The sequence below is a fragment of the Brevibacterium pityocampae genome (genome assembly GCF_039541555.1).
Classification (GTDB): domain Bacteria; phylum Actinomycetota; class Actinomycetes; order Actinomycetales; family Brevibacteriaceae; genus Brevibacterium; species Brevibacterium pityocampae.
Genome location: NZ_BAABGL010000035.1, coordinates 41354 through 58877, shown reverse-complemented (window position 1 = coordinate 58877; position 17524 = coordinate 41354). Strand labels below are relative to the sequence as shown.

Sequence of the window (17524 nt, the reverse complement as noted above, 5' to 3'; positions counted from 1 at the left end):
CTACTCTAGATTAGTGCGCCGCACGGACACGAGACGAATCGGGATCGACTGCATATGACCACGGCACACGCCGCCATCGCCGAACGGTACGGGAGCGCCCGCCCACCGGCCGGCCGGCCGCCGCGCCGGCGCGGCTTCGCGATCGCCGCCGCCGCGGGCATCGCCGTGATGATCGCGCTCGCCGCCTGGTACTCCTTCGCCCCGCGCACCACCCCCACCGATCCCACGACGATCGGCTACGAGGTCGTCGACTCCACCCGCACCATCGCCCACGTGTCGGTCGTCCCGGACGCCGAGCGCACGATCGAGTGCATCGTGCAGGCGACGAACGAGCAGGAGGCGATCGTCGGCTTCCGCGAGGTCACCGTCGATCCGGACCCGGCGGCCGACGAATCCCGCCCCGCGCAGCTCCGCCTCGACATCGCGACCACCCAGCTCGCGGCGAGCGGGCATGTGGATTCCTGCTGGTTCCTCGACTAAACTGGAGCCTTCGAACACTGTTCACTCCCGGAAGCCGACCGGCTCCCGGGAGTTCTCATTGCAGTTCGGCCGCAGCCTGCGGCCGGGATTAGGAGTGACATGACCGAGGACATCACGGGTGAGGAGACCTGGCTCAGCCAGGAGGCCTTCGATCGCCTGACCAAGGAGCTCGAGCACCTCAAGGGGCCCGGTCGTGTCGAGATCGCCGAGCGCATCGAGGCCGCCCGCGACGAGGGCGACCTCAAGGAGAACGGCGGCTACCACGCCGCACGCGAGGAGCAGGGCAAGCAGGAGGCCCGGATCCGTCAGCTCGAGCACCTGCTCGCGCGCGCCCAGGTGGGCGAGACCGACACCGACACCACGGTGGTCTCCCCCGGCAAGGTCATCACCGTCGACGCCGGCGGCCGCGAGCTCACCTTCCTGCTCGGCTCCCGCGAGATCGTCGACGAGAACGAGACGATCAACGTCGTGTCCGAGCAGGCTCCCCTCGGCGCGGCCGTCAACGGCAAGAAGGTCGACGACACCGCCGAGTACGAGGCGCCCAGCGGCAAGACCATCGCCGTCACCGTCAAGCGCATCGAGGCCTACACCGGCTGATGCGCCGCCGGAGACCATCCGGCACGCAGCGATCGACGCAGCAGAACGGCCCGGGGCTCACGCCCCGGGCCGTTCGCGTCGGTGCGCCCGGCGGCCGGACCCCGACTCAGAGCCGGGTGTCGGGATCCCCCGAGCCGGGTCCGCGCCCCGAGGCCGGTGCATCTGTGCCGCGTGCCTGCGCGGCGTCCTTCGCCTGTGAGCCGCGCGCGGACGATCCGTGCGCCTGCGGCGCCGGGTCCTGCTCCTCCTGCAGCGAGGTGCGCAGCGGGGAGTCGTCCGGGTCGTCGTCGAGCACGGGTCTCTCCTCGCCGTCCTCGACCGTCGTCTTCGCCTCCTCGTCCGGGGCGAAGACGTCCTTGCCGGAGAGGTAGAGGACGACGGTGTTGATCACCGCGATGAGCGGGACGGCGAAGAGCGCGCCGGGGATGCCGTAGAGGAAGCCGCCGGCGGCCACCGCGAGGACCACCGCGAGCGGGTGGACGGAGACGGCCTTGCCCATGATGAACGGCTGCAGGACGTTGCCCTCGATCTGCTGCACGAGGAGCACGACGCCGAGCATGATGAGCGCGGAGACGAAGCCCTGCGAGACGAGCGCGACGATGACCGCGATGGCGCCGGTGGCCACCGCACCGACGATCGGGATGAAGGACCCGAGGAAGACGAGCACGGTGAGCGGGATGACGAGCGGCAGTCCGAGGAAGAACGCGCCGATGCCGATGCCGACCGCGTCGACGCCGGCGACGATGATCTGCACCCGCACGTACTGGACGAGGGTCTGCCAGCCGCGCAGCGCCGCGCCCTCCGCCTGGGCACGGGCGGGCTTGGGCAGGAGCCCGACGAACCAGCTGAAGATGCTGCGGCCGTCGTAGAGGAAGAAGAAGGCGGTGAACAGGGTGAGGAGGAGACCGGTGAGGAAGCTGCCCACCGAGCTCGCCGCGCCGACCGCCCCGCCGAGGATCTGCGAGGAGTGGCTCTGCAGGTACGCGGTGGCCTGGTTGACGCCGTCGTCGATCGCCTGGGAGATGCGCGCGGACTCGAGGCCGAACGGGTTGCCCTGGAGCCAGTCGCTGATCGAGCGGAAGCCGGCGACGACCTGGTCGGCGAGGTCGGTGAAGCCGACGACGATCTGCTGGCCGACGAGGTAGAGCAGGCCGACGACGAACACGATGAAGCCGACGAAGGAGATCAACGAGGCGAGCACCTGGGGCAGCCCGATCCGGCGCAGCAGGCCGACGAGCGGGGACAGGAGCGCGGAGATGAGGAGCGCGATGAGCGCCGGCAGGACGATCATGCTGACCTTGGACAGCAGCCACAGCGCGACCCCGATCCCGGCGAGCACGACGATGGTGCGCCAGCTCCACGCCGCGGCGAGCCGCATGGGCGGGGCGACGTAGGGCTCGTAGGCCCCGCGCCCGAGCTCGTCCTCGGTCGGCTCGGCATAGACCGCCGGCCCGGGGGCGAGGGTGCCGAAGCTGCCGCCGGGGCGCTGGGCCGCCTGGTCGCGACGGAGCCTGAATTCGTCCCACACACTGCGCAGTCGCCGGGTCATCCCGGTCCGGGTCTCGTTGGCCATGGGCCCCACTGTATCGCCTAGACTCGCCACGGAACCGAAAGGACGGGGATGCGGCGAACGACGAAGTGGGGGCTCGCGCTCGGGGTCGGCATGCCGGCGCTCGCGCTCGCGCTCGGCACCGTGCAGCTGCGCCTCCAATCCGCCCGTCTGCGGACCGCCGTCGAGCAGGACGGTCGCCGCCCGGTGCCGCAGCCCGCGCTCCGCGTCGACCGCTCCACCGGCCGCGGCATCCCGCTGGTCGAGAGCCGCGCCGACGAGGACCTGCCGGCCGTCGCCGTGCTCGGGGACTCGTGGGTCGCCGGCCTCGACGTCGGCTCCCGACGCCGCACCCAGGGGATGCTCATCGCCCGCGGCGTGGCCCGCCTCATCGGCGAGGACGTGCGGCTGCGCGTCGTCGCCGCGCCGTCCGCCGGGGCCGACGACCTCCTCGGGCAGGTGTCGGCCGTGCTCACCGACCGCCGGATGCGCCGCTCGCGCACCGGCGGCGGCGAACCGCGCTACGCCGTCGTGTCGATGGGCACCGCCGACCTCGTCCATCCGATCAGCGGCACGATCGGCCTGCCGGTCCTGTCGACGGTGATCAACCGGCTGCAGCGCGAGGGCGGGTACCGGGTCATCGTGCTCACCGTGCCCAACCTCGGCCTCCTCCCCTCGATCGGCCGACCGCTGCGCGACGTGCTCCGCCGCAGCTCGCGTGTGCTGTCGGGCTCCCAGTGGCTGACCGCGGTGAGCACCGGTGCGCTGCCCGTGTCGCTCAACCAGACGCTCGCCGGCACCACCCGGATCGGGCTGGTCAGCGCCGGCGGCCGCTATCCGAGCGTGCTCGGCTGCGCACAGCTCGCCGCGGCGATCGTCCGCCGGATCGCCGAGGACCTCGCCGCGCCCGTGTCGATCGCCCCCGGCACCGAGCCCACCGCGCACCCCGCCGCGGAGCCCGACGCACCCCCGCCCCCGGCTTCCGCCGGACCGGCCGCCGATCCCGAGGAGCTCTCCGCATGACCGCCGTCGTCCTCGCCTCCGCCTCGCCGTCGCGCCGGAGGATCCTCGCTGGGTCCGGCATCACGCCGCACGTCATCGTCTCCGACGTCGACGAGGCCGCCGTCGAGGCCGCCCATCCGGATGCCGACGTCCGCACGCTGGCCGGGGTGCTCGCGGAGGCGAAGGGCCGGACCGTGCTCGACCGCATCCTCACCGGCACCGCGGCCATCCCCGGGGACTCCGGCACCGCGGTGCTCATCGCCTCGGACTCGATCCTCGAGCTCGGCGGCAGGCCGGTGGGCAAGCCCCACACCGCCGAGGCGACCCGCCGGGTGTGGGAGGAGATGGGCGGGTCCACGGCCCACCTGCACACCGGTCACTGCGTCGCGCGGCTCGACCGCAACGCCCCCGCCGGGAGCCCCGCCCCGGACGCAGCACCGACCGCGTCCGGGCACGCGCAGGCGGGATGGGGCCTCACCGGCATCACGGTCGAGACGGCGAGCACCGTCATCCGCACCGTCCGGCCGAGCCCGGCCGAGCTCGACGCCTACATCGCCACCGGGGAGCCCCTCGAGGTCGCCGGCGCACTGACGATCGACGGCTTCGGCGGCGCCTTCGTCACCGGGATCGAGGGCGACCACCACAACGTCATCGGCCTGAGCCTGCCGGTGCTCCGCCGGCTCGTCACCGGGCTCGGCGTGTTCTGGCCGTCCCTGTGGGACGCCCGCGACTGAGCGCGACACTCCCGCGGCGCCGGAAGAAGTTCATCCAAGTCTTTTGTCGATCGGCGACAAGTGTTTGGCGAGGGTCTCTAGGTTTGACCTGTTCCATGTCGTTCCGTCCTCAGGAGTCCCCCACATGAGTCAGCTGGCCGCGGAGTACTCCGCGAGCGTGACGCACCGGCCGGTCCGCGCGGTGTTCATCGCCAACCGCGGAGAGATCGCCCTGCGCATCATCCGCGCCTGCCACGACCTCGGGATCCGCGCGATCGCCGCCTACACCCGGCCGGACGCAGACGCCGACTTCGTCCGGCTCGCCGACGACGCCTGGCTGCTCGACGGGCTCGGACCCGCCGACACCTACCTCAGCATCACCCGACTCCTCGATCTCGCCCGGAGGTCCGGCGCCGACGCCGTGCACCCCGGCTACGGGTACCTCGCGGAGAGCCCCGACTTCGCCCAGGCCGTGCTCGACGCCGGCCTCGTGTGGGTGGGCCCGCCGCCGGCGGCGATCGCCCGGCTCGGCGACAAGGCCGGAGCCCGCGCTGTCGCCGAGGCCGTCGACGCCCCGATCACGCGCGGCTCCGGCGGCGCGGTGGAGAGCCTGGAGGAGGCCCGGCGGATCGCCGCGGAGATCGGCTACCCCGTGGCCGTCAAGGCCGTCTACGGCGGCGGCGGGCGCGGCTTCCGCACCGCGGCGGACGCCTCCGAGCTGCAGCCGGCCCTCGAGTCCGCCACCCGGGAGGCGCGCAGCGCCTTCGGCCGCGGCGAGTGCCTCCTCGAGCAGCAGATCGTCGACCCCCGGCACATCGAGACGCAGTGCCTCGTCGATGCCGCCGGCACCGTCCACGTGGTGTCCACCCGCGACTGCACCCTGCAGCGGCGCAACCAGAAGATCGTCGAGGAGGCACCCGCCCCGTTCCTCACCCCCGAGCAGCAGGAGACGGTCACCGAGGCCTCGCGGCGCATCCTCGCCGAGGTCGGCTACGTCGGCGCAGCGACGTGCGAGTTCCTGCTCGGCCGCGACGGGCGCCCGACATTCATGGAGGTCAACGCCCGGATCCAGGTCGAGCACACGGTGACCGAGGAGGTCGCCGGGGTCGACCTCGTCGCCTGGCAGCTGCGGATCGCCGCCGGCGAATCCCTGCCGCCGGAGCTCCCCGTCCCGCGCGGCCATTCGATCGAGTTCCGGATCAACGCCGAGGACGCCCGCCGCGGCTTCTTCCCCGCGACCGGTCGGATCACCCGCTACATCCCGCCGGCCGGGCCGGGCATCCGGCTCGACTCCGGCGTGGGCACCGGCACCGAGGTCGGCACCGACTTCGACCCGATGCTCGCCAAGCTCATCGTCACCGGCGAGGACCGCGCACAGGCGCTCGCGCGCGCCCGCCGCGCGCTCGACGAGTTCACCATCGAGGGTGTGCGCACCCTCATACCGCTCCACCGCCGGCTCGTCGACGAACCGGCCTTCACCGAGGACTTCACCGTGTCGACGCACTGGCTGCAGTCGACCTACATGCCCCAGTTCGACACTCCGGAGGAACCCATGTCCGTGCACACCCAGCCCGCCGAGGACGTCATCGACATCGTGGTCGAGGTCGAGGGCCATCGGATGACCGTCAAGGTCCCCGCCGAGCTCGCCCGCCCGGCGGCTCCCGGGTCGGCCACCCGGCGCGGCGGCCTGCGCCGACGGGGCTCGCGCCGCGAGGACGATTCGCCGCGCCTCACCGCTCCCATGCAGGGCACCATCGTGTCTGTCGAGGTCGCCGCCGGCGACACCGTCGAGGCCGGTCAGCGGCTCGCGGTGATCGAGGCGATGAAGATGGAGCAGCCGCTCACCGCGACGCACGCGGCGACCGTGGCGCGCGTGCTCGTCGAGCCGGGCGCCACGGTGCGCGCCGGCGAGCCGCTCGTCGAGTTCGAGGCCTGAGCCCGCCCGCCGGGTTCGGCACCTGTCTCAGCGCACGGCGTGGGCGCACCGGCCTCAGCGGGCGTGGTGGTGGAGCTTGCGCGCCGCCTCCGTCACCGAGCCGCTGAGCGAGGGATAGACGGTGAAGCTCGAGGACAGCTGATCGACGGTGAGGCGGTTCTCGACGGCGAGCGTGATCGGCAGGATGAGCTCGCTCGCCTTGGGGCCGACGACGACGCCGCCGAGGATCGACCCCGAGCCGCGCCTGGCGAAGATCTTGACGAAGCCGTCGGTGATCTCCTGCATCTTCGCCCGCGGATTCGTCGACAGCGTTTGCGTCACCGTCTCCACCTCGTCGGAGTTCTCGAGATAGTCGGCCTGGCTGAAGCCCACCGTGGCGATCTCCGGGGCGGTGAAGACGTTCGAGGCGACATTGCGCAGCTTGAGCGGGGAGACCGCGTCGCCGAGCGCGTGCCACATCGCGATCCGACCCTGCATCGCCGCGACCGAGGCGAGCGGGAGCACCGCGGTGCAGTCCCCGGCGGCGTAGACGCCGGGCGCCGAGGTGCGCGACACCCCGTCGACGGTGATGTGGCCGGATTCCTCCGTCTGCACCCCGGCCGCCTCGAGTCCGAGGTCCTCGGTGTTCGGGATCGAGCCGACCGCCATGAGGCAGTGGGTCGCCGCCACCGTGCGGCCGTCCTCGAGGGTGACCTCGACCCCGGTCTCCGTGCGCTCGACCGATGTCGCGCGCGAGCGCGACAGCACGTTCATGCCGCGGGAGCGGAACACGTTCTCGAGCACCTCCGCGGCGTCGCTGTCCTCGCCGGGCAGCACCCGGTCGCGCGAGGACACGAGGGTGACCTGGCAGCCGAGCGCGTTGTAGGCCGAGGCGAACTCCGCGCCGGTGACGCCGGAGCCGACGACGACGAGGTGCTCCGGGAGCTCCGCGAGGCCGTAGAGCTGGGTCCACGTGAGGATCCGCTCGCCGTCGGGCTGAGCGCTCGGCAGCTCGCGCGGGTGGGCGCCGACCGCGAGCAGCACGGTATCGGCCTCGACGGAGTACGCCTCCCCGTCGGCCGGGGAGATCTCGACCTGTCTGCGGCCGGTCAGGCGCGCCTGCCCCTTGACGGCGGTGACCCCGGCGCGCACGAGGCCGTGGTGGATGTCGGTGGCCTGGGCGTTGGCGAGCTCGAGGATCCGGGTGTTGATCGCACCGAGGTCGGCGCGGATCCGGCCGCCGGTGGAGTCCGAGGCCTCCCCCGTGTCGGTGTCATCGAGGCGGATGCCCAGCGACCCGGATTCGGCGATGTCGCCCATGAGCTCGGCGGTCGCGATGAGCGTCTTCGAGGGCACGACGTCGGTGAGGACTGCCGCACCGCCGCAGCGGTTGCGTTCGACGAGGGTGACGTCGGCGCCGAGCTGAGCGGCGACGAGGGCCGCCTCGTAGCCGCCGGGGCCGCCGCCGATGACGACGACTCGGTTCTGCGCGGGATCCAGTACGTTCTTCACCCGCTCATCATGTCAAACCCGCTCGGGGCTGACGAAATCGTCGGAATGGTCCTCCCCCGCCGCCGGGGGCACCGCGATCGGGCCGCCGCCGAGCGCGCGCAGGGCGCCGAGGATCGCGACGAGGTCGACGCCCTCCTGGAGGATCGCGCCGAGCACCGCGGGGAGGAAGCCGAAGGCGGCGACCAGCATGAGCCCCAGCGAGATCGCGATGCCGAGCCAGATGCTCTGCAGCGCGATCCGCACAGTGCGCCGGGCGATCGCCACGGCCTGCGCGACGGTGGAGATGTCGTCGGCGGTGACGACCGCGGCGGCCGCCTCACTCGCCGCCGTCGCCCCGCGTGCGCCCATCGCGATCCCGACGTCGGCGGCCGCGAGCACGGGGGCGTCGTTGATGCCGTCCCCGACCATGAGCACCGGGCGGGGGCGTGCGGCGGCGACGAGGTCGACCTTGGTGGACGGGGTGCACTCGGCGTGGACGGTGTCGATGCCGACCTCCGCGGCGATCGACTCCGCGGTCGGGGCGACGTCGCCGGTGAGGATCGCGCAGCGCTCGATGCCGAGGCCGCGGAGCGCCGCCACGGTGCCCCGCGCCTCGGGACGCACCGGGTCGGCGAGCACGATGGTCCCGGCGAGCTCGTCCCCACGGGACACGTAGACGGCGGTCTCGCCGGCCGTGAGCGGTGTGCGCCGCAGTCCCGGCACTCGCTCGGCGACGAAGGCGGGCTTGCCCACCCGCACCTCGGTGCCGTCCGCCAGCGTCGCCTGCACCCCGTTCGTGGCGACCTCGGCGGCCTCGGCGACCTCGGCCGGCCGCAGCCCCCGGTGGTGGGCGGCGGCGACGATCGGGGCGGCGAACACGTGCACGGAGTACTGCTCGGCCCCGGCGGCGAGCACGAGGACCTCGTCGGCGGGCAGGGATCCGGGATGGACGGCGCGGATCTCCGGGCGCCCCCGGGTGAGGGTGCCGGTCTTATCGAAGGCGACCGAACGGACGCGGGACAGCGTCTCGATCGCCCCGCCGTTCTTGACGATGACGCCGATCCGAGCGGTGCGGCTCATCCCGCCCATGAATGCCACCGGCGCGGCGATGAGGAGGGGACACGGGGTGGCGACGACGAGCACCTCGGCGAAGCGGACCGCCTCGCCGCTCACCGCCCAGCTGACCCCGGCGATGAGGAGGGAGAGCACGGTGAAGGGCACGGCGTAGCGATCCGCGAGGCGGACCATCGGCGCCTTCGAGGCGACCGCCTCGCCGACGAGCTCGACGATCGCGTGGTACTGCGACTCCTGCTCCGTCGCCGTCGCCCGCATGGTGAAGGCCTCGGTGCCGTTGACCGTGCCGGAGTGCACCTCCTCGCCAGCGGCGCGGGTGACGGGCAGCGGCTCCCCGGTGAGGGAGGACTCGTCGATCGAGGCGTGCGCGTCCTCGAGCACCCCGTCGACGGGCAGCACCTCGGCCGGGCGCACGAGGAGGCGGTCGCCGGGTGCCACCGCGCGCACGGGGATGCGCTCGATCTCCCCCGCGGCGGTCAGCCGGCTGGCGAAGGCCGGGGCGCGGCTGATGAGGGCATCGAGCTCGCGGCCGGCGCGCCCGGCGGCGTAGTCCTCGATCGCCTCGCCGCCGGTGAGCATGAGCACGATGATGAGGCCGGCGACGTACTCCCCGACGAGCACGGTGGACACCATCGCGACGACGGCGAGCACGTCGAGGCCCCAGGTGCCGGCGAGGAGGTCGCGGACCATGTCGATCGCGGTGAGGACGACGACGAGGGCGATGACGGCGGTGGCGAGGATCTGCGCCGCACCCGGGGCTCCCAGGCCGAGCAGGACGAGGGTGAGCACGAGCGCGGCGAGGGCGAGTGCGACGAGCGGATAGCTGCGGAAGAAGCCGACGATCCTCATGCCACCAGTGTCGGCCACCGCGCCCGGTCCTGCCAGGAAGGACAGGGCAACCTCAACCCGCGCCGGCCCGGGATCGGAGGAGGTGGCTCAGAGGAGCCGGCCGCGCTCCCGGTGGAGCGCGGTGATCTCCTCGTAGGCCTGCGCATTGCCGTGGACGCGGGCGAGGTCGTCCTCGGTGAGCGGGCGACGCACCTTGCCGGGCACCCCGGCGACGAGCGAGCCGGCGGGCACCTCGGTCCCCTCGAGCACGACGGCGCCGGCGGCGACGAGCGAGCCGCTGCCGATCCGGCACTCGTTGAGGAGCGTCGCACTCATCCCGACGAGCACGTCGTCGCCGACGATGCAGCCGTGGACGAGTGCGCGGTGGCCGACGGACACCCGGTCGCCGATCACCACGGGCTTGCCCGGGTCGGCGTGCATGACGGTGCTGTCCTGGATGTTCGTGCCGGACCCGATGGTGATCGAATTGCGGTCCGCGCGCAGCACGCAGCCGTAGTAGATGCTGCTGCCCGGCCCCACCCGGACGTCGCCGATGAGGATGACGCCGGGGGCGATGAAGGCGCCCGGGTCGATCGTCGGGGCGACGCCGTCGATCGCGATGAGGCGGACGTCGGCGAGGTCCCCGAGGGGGCGGCCGGAAGAGGTGTGCGAGTCGGTCATGCACCCCAGCCAAGCAGACGCCGGCGCACCGGCACAAGGGCGCCGGGCCGGTGTCTCACCCCGGTGCGCGGCGATTTGCACGCAGCCCGCAGTTGTGCTGAGAATGGAGATCTGTCAGTGATTTCACACTGCTCAACCCTTGTGCGCCCCTCCGGCGTGTGTGAGTCTTGTGGTGATCGTTCCATACGATCGCCGATCTTCCACGCCGTCACCCGTGTCTGCGCTCCCGTTCGGGAAGCCTCCGGTCCGCGGCAGCGGCGATCTCCGCTCCCAGGAAAGGACACCATGGACTGGCGCCATCGCGCGGCGTGCCTCAACGAGGACCCGGAACTCTTCTTCCCCATCGGCAACACCGGGCCCGCCCTGCTCCAGATCGAAGAGGCCAAGAGCGTCTGCCGGCGGTGCGAAGTCGTCGAGACCTGCCTGCAGTGGGCACTCGAATCCGGTCAGGACGCCGGAGTCTGGGGTGGTCTGAGCGAGGACGAGCGCCGCGCTCTCAAGCGGCGCGCCGCCCGCGCCCGCCGCGCCGGCTGAGCGCACCCGCACGCTTTCTCACAGCGGCCGCAGGCTCGATGAGCCTGCGGCCGCTGTCGTGCTGTGCGTGCCCACCGGGGCAGGTCCCGCCCGGGGCGCTCACACCGTGTCGGAGCGCAGCGGCACGTCGATGAGCGCCTCGGTGCCGCCGCCGTCGCGCGGCCGCCACTCGATGCTGCCGGCGAGGTCGCTCGTGATGAGGGTCCGCACGATCTGCGTGCCGAGCCCCGAGCCGGGGCCGCCGCCGGGCGGCAGGCCGACGCCGTCGTCGGCGATGATGACGGTGAGCCGGTCCCCCACCCGCTCCGGGGTCACCCACACGGTGCCGCGCAGGGTGTCCTGGCCCTCCGGCTTCGCCGACAGCGGGAAGCCGTGCTCGATCGCATTCGTCACGAGCTCGGTGAGGGCGAGCGCGAGCGAGGTCGCGTCGGCCGAGGAGATCGCGCCGAAGCTCGCGGTGCGCCGCAGGGTGACCTCGAGCTCGGGCGAGGTGAGCTCGGGGGTGAGCCGCAGGCCCTTGTCGACGATCTCGTCGAAGTCGACCTCGCTCTCCACCCCCTGGCTCAGCACGTCGTGGACGACGGCGATGATCGCCACCCGGCGCATCGCCTCCTCGAGCGCGGCCCGCGACTCCGGGGACTCCATCCGCCGGGCCTGCAGCCGCAGCAGCGCCGACACCGTCTGCAGGTTGTTCTTCACCCGGTGGTGCATCTCCCGGATCATCGCGTCGCGGCTCAGCAGCTCGCGCTCGCGGCGCCGGATCTCGGATACGTCCCGGGCGAGGATGATCGCGCCGGTGCGCGTGCCGGCCCGGGTGATGGGGATCGCGCGCAGGGACACCGTGACCCGGCCGGACTCGACCTCGGTGCGCCACGGCGCGCGGCCGGTGAGCACGAGCGGCAGGGTCTCGTCGACCGGACGGAGCTGGGCGATGAGGCCGGACACGACCTCGGCGAGGTAGCGGCCCTCGATCTCCCCCTCGTGCCCGAGCCGGTGGAGCACGGACACGCCGTTCGGGGAGGCGTAGCGGACCCGGCCCTCCCGGTTGAGGACGATGAGCCCGTCGCCCACGCGGGGCTCCCCGCGATGGGCGCCGGAGGGCGCGCTGAGATCGGGGAACGCCCCCTCGGCGATCATCGACAGGAGCATCGTCGCGCTCGAGCGGTAGTAGCGCTCGAGCCGGGAGGAGCCCTGTCGACGCCCCTCCTCGGTGTGCCGGGTCAGCACGGCGATGACCCGGCCGGCGCGCACCACGGGGACCGCCTCGGCGCCGACGAGCGGGGGCTCGGCGGCCTGCGAGATGACGATCCGCTGCTGGGAGTGGGCCTCGTGGAGCAGCGCGCGCTCCTCCGCGGTGGCGAGCGTGCCGACCTCGTCGTGCGGGTAGACCGTCGAGCCGGTGGTCGGCCGGCAGTGCGCGATCACCCGGTATTCCGGAGCCTCGCCGTCCGCACCCGCCTCAGGCGTGTCCGTGCCGCCCTCGGGATCGGCCCCGGTGCCCTCGCCCCCGGCCGCCTCGGCGATGCGGGCCGGGGCCCACAGCACGAGATCGGCGAAGGAGAGGTCGGCGATGAGCTGCCAGTCGCCGACGACGAGGTGGAGCCACTCGACGTCGTCGGCGTCGACGATCCCCTCGGCGGCCAGCAGATCGCTCAGCAGACCCATGGGTCCTCCTCGTCTCAGGTGTCCTGCATGCCCCACTCGGTCGAGCGGACGACGGAGCGCATCATCCGCAGGAGCACGGACAGCGGCGCCTGGTCGACCTGCTCGAGCGCGATGACCTCGTCGATCGTCGAGAGCACCTGGCGCAGCGAGGCGTCGGTGCGGACGCGCCACTGCGCGATCCGGTCGTCGGCGCGCTCGGCCGGGGTCGCCCGCTCGCTGTCGGTCACCGTGAGGATCGCGACGACGATCGAGAGCACCGCCTGGTAGAAGTCGTCCCGCATCGCACCGCGGGCCAGGGCCGTCCACCGGCTCCGGCGATCGAGATCACCGATGAGGTTGAGCAGCTGCGAGCCCGCGAGCAGGTCGGTCACCGCATAGTACACCTCGGCCGCATCGATCGCGGGGGTGTCGGTGCGGGAGGCGGCCTGCGCGACGTCGAGGAGCGCGAACTCGTCGAGCAGCGCGGCCGCCCGGAAGGCGAGCTCCTCCGGCACGCCCTCGCCGATCCAGCGGTGGGCGGCGTCCTCGAGCTCAGCCCGGTCCTGCCCGCGCAGCAGGCCCGGGACGAGGGGCCGCAGCTCCCGGATCACGGGCCGGTAGCGGTCGACCTCGGCGAGCACGTCGAGACCGTCGGGCGCCTGGTGGACGAGCCACCGGGAGGCGCGGTCGAGGAGCCGGACGTAGCCGTGGAGGAGCTGGACCTGGACCTCCGCCGGCACCCGGTTGTCGAGGGCGCAGATGTCCTCGAAGTGCGCGTCGAGGTCGAACACCCGGCTCACCACGGTGAACGCCCGGGCGATCTGCGCGACCGAGGCGCCGGTCTCCTCCTGCATCCGGAAGATGTAGGTCAGCCCGCCGCGGTCGACGATCCGGTTGACGAGGTGGGCCGTCGCGATCTCCCGGTGCAGCGGGTGGTGGACGAAGGCGTCCGCGTGCCGCTGCGCGAGGCTGTCGGGGAAGTAGTCGACGAGGTGCTCGCGCGTCCAGTCCTCCGCCGGCAGATCGCCGGACAGGATCTCGCCGGCGGTGTCCATCTTGACGTAGGCCAGCAGCACGGCGAGCTCCGGGGAGGTGAAGCCGCGGCCCGCCTCGGCGCGCCGGTTGAGCGCCTTGTCGTCGGGGAGGAACTCCACCGCGCGGTCGAGCTCGGCGGTCTTCTCGAGGCGCTTGAGGAGGCGCCGCTGCGTGCTCGTCATCGACTGCGCCCGATCGCGCGCCTCCCCGAGCGCGACGTTCTGGCTGTAGTTGTTCGCGAGCACGAGCCCGGCGACCTCGTCCGTCATCGACAGGAGCACCGACTCCCGCTCGGCGGAAGCGAACTCGCCGCGCCTGATGAGGAGGTCGAGGAGCAGCTTGATGTTGACCTCGTGGTCGGAGCAGTCCACGCCGGCGGAGTTGTCGACGGCATCGGTGTTGAGCCTGACCCCGCCGAGCGCGGCCTCGACCCGGCCGAGCTGAGTGAAGCCGAGGTTGCCGCCCTCGCCGACGACGCGGGCGCGCAGCTCGCCGCCGTCGACGCGGATCGCGTCGTTGGCCTTGTCCCCGACATCGAGGTGGGATTCGGTCTCCGCCTTGACGTAGGTGCCGATCCCGCCGTTGTAGAGCAGGTCGACCGGGGCCCGCAGGATCGCGCGGATGACCTCGGTGGGCGGGTGCGCGCCGGGGCGCATGCCGAGACGCTCGGCGGCGCGCTCGCTCACCTCGATGGTCTTCGCCGAGCGCGGGTACACCCCGCCGCCGGCGGAGATCAGCTCCGGGTCGTAGTCCTGCCAGCTCGAGCGCGGGGTCTCGAACAGGCGCCTGCGCTCAGCGTAGGACGCCGCGGCGTCCGGGTCCGGGTCGAGGAACACGTCGCGGTGGTCGAAGGCGGCGACGAGCCGGGTGCGGTCGCTGCGGAGCATGCCGTTGCCGAACACGTCGCCGCTCATGTCGCCGATCCCGACGGCGGTGAACTCGTCCCGGGAGGTGTCGAGGCCGAGCTCCCGGAAGTGGCGCTCGACCGAGGTCCAGGCGCCGCGGGAGGTGATCCCCATGGCCTTGTGGTCGTAGCCCACGGACCCGCCCGAGGCGAACGCGTCACCGAGCCAGAAGCCGCGCTCGAGCGCGATCCGGTTGGCGACGTCGGAGAAGCGGGCGGTGCCCTTGTCCGCCGCGACGACGAGGTAGCTGTCCTCGCCGTCGTGGACGACGGTCCGCTCCGGGCGCACCGTGCGGGTGCCCTCGCCCTCGGTGACGAGGTTGTCGGCGACATCGAGGAGCGCGCCGATGAACAGCTCGTAGGCGTGCTGCCCGGCGGCCGCCCAGGCGTCGCGGTCGACCGCCGGGTCGGGCAGCTGCTTGGGGAAGAACCCGCCCTTGGCGCCGGTCGGCACGATGAGCGCGTTCTTCACCATCTGCGCCTTGACGAGTCCGAGCACCTCGGTGCGGAAGTCGTCGGCCCGGTCCGACCAGCGCAGGCCGCCGCGGGCCACCGGCCCGAAGCGCAGGTGGACGCCCTCGACCTCCGGGGAGTACACCCACATCTCGAGCGCCGGCTTGGGCTTGGGCACGAAGTCGAGCCGGGTGGGGAGGATCTTGAACACCGCCGCGGCCGGCATCCGGCCGTCCGCGGGCTGGAACACGTTCGTCCGCACAGTGGCCCGGATGAGCTCGAGGACGGCGCGCAGCACCCGGTCGGCATCGAGGCTGGCGACCTCGGCGAGCGCGGCCTCGATCTCCTCCTCCCGGGCGCGCATGAGCTCCTCGCGCGTGCCCCGGGACTCGTCGAGGTCGGGGTCGAAACGGACCCGGAACAGCTCGACGAGCGCGGTGGTGAGGGCGACGTGGGTGGTGAACACCTCGCCCATGTGGCGCTCGGTGAGGGAGAAGCCGGCCTGCCGGAGGTAATGGGTGAAGGCGCGGATGATGCTGACGTCCTGCCATTCGAGGCCGGAGGCCACGAGGCTGTCCATCCGGCCGGACTCCCGCTCACCGGTCCAGGCGGTGGTGAAGGCGCGCTCGATGCGGGCGAAGTCGCCGTCGTCGAGCGGCCGGTCGAAGGACAGCCCGAAGTCGTAGACGTAGCGGTGCTCGCCGTCGGGCAGGTCGAGCTCGTAGGGCCGCTCGTCGTGCACCTGGGCGCCGAGGTTGGCGAGGAACGGCAGGATCTCCGACAGGCCCGCCGGGGCGATGCGGTAGAACGCGAGACGCACGTCGGCCTCGTCCTCCGCGTCGGGGCGGTAGATCCGGACGGAGGGCTCCGCATCGGAGTCGAGCTCCTCGAAGCGGTCGACGTCGTCGACCGCCTGACGCGGCGTGTGGTACTCCTGGTAGCTCGGCGGGAAGGCACGCATCCAGCGCCGGCGCAGCTCCATGTCGGCCGCGGACACCGAGCCGCCGGCCGGGGCGATGAACTCCGCGATGTCCTCCTCCCACGAGCGCAGCGCCGCGGTGATCCGCTCGGCCACCGTCTCCCCGGCGATGTCGGGCAGCACCTCGTCGCGCGGGACCCGGGCGACGAAGTGGAGGCGGGCGAGCGCGGAGTCGCTCAGCAGCACGTCGAAGTCCACGGACTCCGCGCCGTAGTAGTCGCGGAGCACGCCCTCGACCCGCAGTCGGGCGGCGGTGTCGTAGAGGTCGCGCGGCACGTAGACGAGCACGGAGACGTAGCGCTCGTAGGGGTCGCGCCGGATGAAGACGCTCGACTCGCGCTTCTCCTGCAGGTCGAGCACCTGGGTGACGACATCGAGGATCTCCTGCGCATCGGCGTGGAGCAGGTCGTCGCGCGGGTAGCTCTCGAGGATCGCGACGAGCTCGTCGCCGGAGTGCGTGTCGCGGGCGAGGCCGGAATGGCTGAGCACGTAGCGCATCTTCGACGCGATGAGGGGGATGTCGAGCACGGAGGCCGAGTACAGCCCCGAGGTGTACAGGCCGACGAAGCGCTTCTCACCGACGATCCGCCCGGTGTCGTCGAAGGTCTTCACCCCGACGTAGTCGAGGTACCCGCGCCGGATGAGCCGGGATCGGGAGTTCGCCTTGGTGAGCACGAGGACGCGCGGCTCCTCGGCCTTGGCGGCCACCGCCCGCGACAGCGGCGAGCTCAGCGTCGCGCGGAGCGAGGAGATGCCGAGTGCGGAGTCCTCGATCGGGACGAGGATCTTCTCCCCGCCGGACTCCTCGAGCGCGTACTCGCGGTAGCCCATGAACGCGAAGCGGCCGTCGAGCCAGTCGAGGAGGTCGGCGGACTCCGCGGCCTCCTCGGCGAGCTCGGGCCGCGGGGGCCGGGTGCGCAGCGTTTCGGCGATGTGCCGCGCGGTGTCGGCCATCGTGTGCCGGTCGCGCTCGACGGCGGCGACGAACTCGATGGTCTCGCGCAGCCCGGCCTCGACCTCGGCGAACCGGTCCTCGGGGATCCGGTCGACCTCGATGTGGATCCAGGACTCCTTGCGGCGCTCGGCCGGGGAGTCGCCGGGGGCGATGACCGGCAGCGCGGTGGTGTCGGTGACGGTGCGGCTGAGATCGGCGGGGGCGACGACGTGCATCCCGTCCGGACCGCGCTCGACGACGATGATCGGGTGGTGCACCTCGCGGATCGCCAGCCCGAGCCCGGTGAGCTCGGCGACGAGCGAGGACACGAGGTGGCGCATGTCGTCGGTGACGATGCTGATCGCCGTCCGGTTGCCGATCTGCTCGATCGAGTCCTCACCCGGATTGCGGATCTCGATCGTCGGCTCCCCGGCCCGGTGCCGTTCGGCGCACCGGGCGTGCTCGATCGCGGAGGCCGCGAGCTCGCGGGGGCGGTAGCGCTCCGCCGGCGTGGCCTCGGGGCGGGGATAGTACGCGGCCAGGAGATTCTCCGGCGGGGTGCTGCCGGTGAGTGCGCTCCACTGCTGTGCGATCTCGGTCGATCGGACCTCGGTCACGGTGCCACCTCGTGTTCGTCTCGGTTTCGGCTGGGACCACGACGGTGTGGCCTCCCCGTCCACTCTATGCGGGAACTCCGGTGATTCCGACTCC

12 protein-coding genes are annotated in these 17524 nt (G+C 72.6%); 6 read left to right on the top strand and 6 right to left on the bottom strand.

Annotated elements, in window-relative coordinates:
* Window positions 1–54: 54 nt before the first annotated feature.
* Together ABD883_RS12815 and greA are read left to right on the top strand one after the other, a co-directional pair.
* On the top strand, window positions 55–480 hold the full coding sequence (locus ABD883_RS12815; protein WP_295690282.1) for a DUF4307 domain-containing protein: 426 nt from the start codon (window positions 55–57) through the stop codon (window positions 478–480).
* Window positions 481–579: 99 nt separating this feature from the next.
* The gene (gene greA, locus ABD883_RS12810) at window positions 580–1077 is read left to right on the top strand and encodes a transcription elongation factor GreA (protein ID WP_137319241.1); all 498 of its coding nucleotides are present in this window, start codon (window positions 580–582) and stop codon (window positions 1075–1077) included.
* A gap of 106 nt (window positions 1078–1183) precedes the next feature.
* Here the strand turns inward: greA and ABD883_RS12805 are convergent, their stop codons facing one another.
* Window positions 1184–2650 carry an AI-2E family transporter gene (locus ABD883_RS12805; protein WP_295690283.1) on the bottom strand — a complete coding sequence of 489 codons (1467 nt, stop codon included), beginning with the start codon at window positions 2648–2650 and terminating at the stop codon, window positions 1184–1186.
* A 48-nt stretch (window positions 2651–2698) separates the two neighbouring features.
* Here ABD883_RS12805 and ABD883_RS12800 point away from each other — a divergent pair, with 48 nt between their 5' ends.
* The 3 genes from ABD883_RS12800 (at window position 2699) to ABD883_RS12790 (ending at window position 6277) form a co-directional block, all read left to right on the top strand.
* Entirely contained in the window at window positions 2699–3649 is a 951-nt protein-coding gene (locus ABD883_RS12800) for an SGNH/GDSL hydrolase family protein (RefSeq protein ID WP_345032596.1), read from the top strand.
* Window positions 3646–4362, top strand: coding sequence for a Maf family protein (locus ABD883_RS12795; RefSeq protein ID WP_295689929.1), 717 nt, complete (start codon window positions 3646–3648; stop codon window positions 4360–4362). The genes ABD883_RS12800 and ABD883_RS12795 overlap by 4 nt, the downstream gene beginning before the upstream one ends.
* A gap of 124 nt (window positions 4363–4486) precedes the next feature.
* The gene (locus tag ABD883_RS12790) at window positions 4487–6277 is read left to right on the top strand and encodes an acetyl/propionyl/methylcrotonyl-CoA carboxylase subunit alpha (protein ID WP_295689931.1); all 1791 of its coding nucleotides are present in this window, start codon (window positions 4487–4489) and stop codon (window positions 6275–6277) included.
* A gap of 54 nt (window positions 6278–6331) precedes the next feature.
* Here ABD883_RS12790 and ABD883_RS12785 read toward each other — a convergent pair whose 3' ends face one another.
* The 3 genes from ABD883_RS12785 to ABD883_RS12775 form a co-directional block, all read right to left on the bottom strand.
* The gene (locus ABD883_RS12785; protein WP_137319236.1) at window positions 6332–7768 is read right to left on the bottom strand and encodes an NAD(P)H-quinone dehydrogenase; all 1437 of its coding nucleotides are present in this window, start codon (window positions 7766–7768) and stop codon (window positions 6332–6334) included.
* A 12-nt stretch (window positions 7769–7780) separates the two neighbouring features.
* Window positions 7781–9670: a heavy metal translocating P-type ATPase gene (locus ABD883_RS12780; protein ID WP_295689934.1), complete on the bottom strand. Its 1890-nt coding sequence runs from the start codon at window positions 9668–9670 to the stop codon at window positions 7781–7783.
* 87 nt (window positions 9671–9757) lie between these two features.
* Entirely contained in the window at window positions 9758–10330 is a 573-nt protein-coding gene (locus ABD883_RS12775) for a gamma carbonic anhydrase family protein (protein ID WP_295689936.1), read from the bottom strand.
* A 285-nt stretch (window positions 10331–10615) separates the two neighbouring features.
* Here ABD883_RS12775 and ABD883_RS12770 point away from each other — a divergent pair, with 285 nt between their 5' ends.
* Window positions 10616–10864, top strand: a complete 249-nt coding sequence (locus ABD883_RS12770) for a WhiB family transcriptional regulator (protein WP_137319234.1) — start codon at window positions 10616–10618, stop codon at window positions 10862–10864.
* Window positions 10865–10963: 99 nt separating this feature from the next.
* On the opposite strand, the gene ABD883_RS12765 is transcribed toward ABD883_RS12770, so the two are convergent.
* Complete coding sequence (locus ABD883_RS12765) at window positions 10964–12529, bottom strand: sensor histidine kinase (protein WP_265808476.1); 1566 nt, start codon at window positions 12527–12529, stop codon at window positions 10964–10966.
* A gap of 14 nt (window positions 12530–12543) precedes the next feature.
* A complete protein-coding gene (locus ABD883_RS12760; RefSeq protein ID WP_295689940.1) occupies window positions 12544–17430 on the bottom strand; it encodes an NAD-glutamate dehydrogenase in 4887 nt (1628 codons plus the stop codon).
* Between the last annotated feature and the right edge of the window lie 94 nt (window positions 17431–17524).

Bases quoted from the DNA above. Each gene is read 5' to 3' on its own strand.
- ABD883_RS12780 (WP_295689934.1), bottom strand. From the start codon at position 9,670: ATGAGGATCGTCGGCTTCTTCCGCAGCTATCCGCTCGTCGCACTCGCC.
- ABD883_RS12795 (WP_295689929.1), top strand. From the start codon at position 3,646: ATGACCGCCGTCGTCCTCGCCTCCGCCTCGCCGTCGCGCCGGAGGATC.
- greA (WP_137319241.1), top strand. From the start codon at position 580: ATGACCGAGGACATCACGGGTGAGGAGACCTGGCTCAGCCAGGAGGCC.
- ABD883_RS12790 (WP_295689931.1), top strand. From the start codon at position 4,487: ATGAGTCAGCTGGCCGCGGAGTACTCCGCGAGCGTGACGCACCGGCCG.
- ABD883_RS12805 (WP_295690283.1), bottom strand. From the start codon at position 2,650: ATGGCCAACGAGACCCGGACCGGGATGACCCGGCGACTGCGCAGTGTG.
- ABD883_RS12765 (WP_265808476.1), bottom strand. From the start codon at position 12,529: ATGGGTCTGCTGAGCGATCTGCTGGCCGCCGAGGGGATCGTCGACGCC.
- ABD883_RS12770 (WP_137319234.1), top strand. From the start codon at position 10,616: ATGGACTGGCGCCATCGCGCGGCGTGCCTCAACGAGGACCCGGAACTC.
- ABD883_RS12815 (WP_295690282.1), top strand. From the start codon at position 55: ATGACCACGGCACACGCCGCCATCGCCGAACGGTACGGGAGCGCCCGC.
- ABD883_RS12800 (WP_345032596.1), top strand. From the start codon at position 2,699: ATGCGGCGAACGACGAAGTGGGGGCTCGCGCTCGGGGTCGGCATGCCG.
- ABD883_RS12775 (WP_295689936.1), bottom strand. From the start codon at position 10,330: ATGACCGACTCGCACACCTCTTCCGGCCGCCCCCTCGGGGACCTCGCC.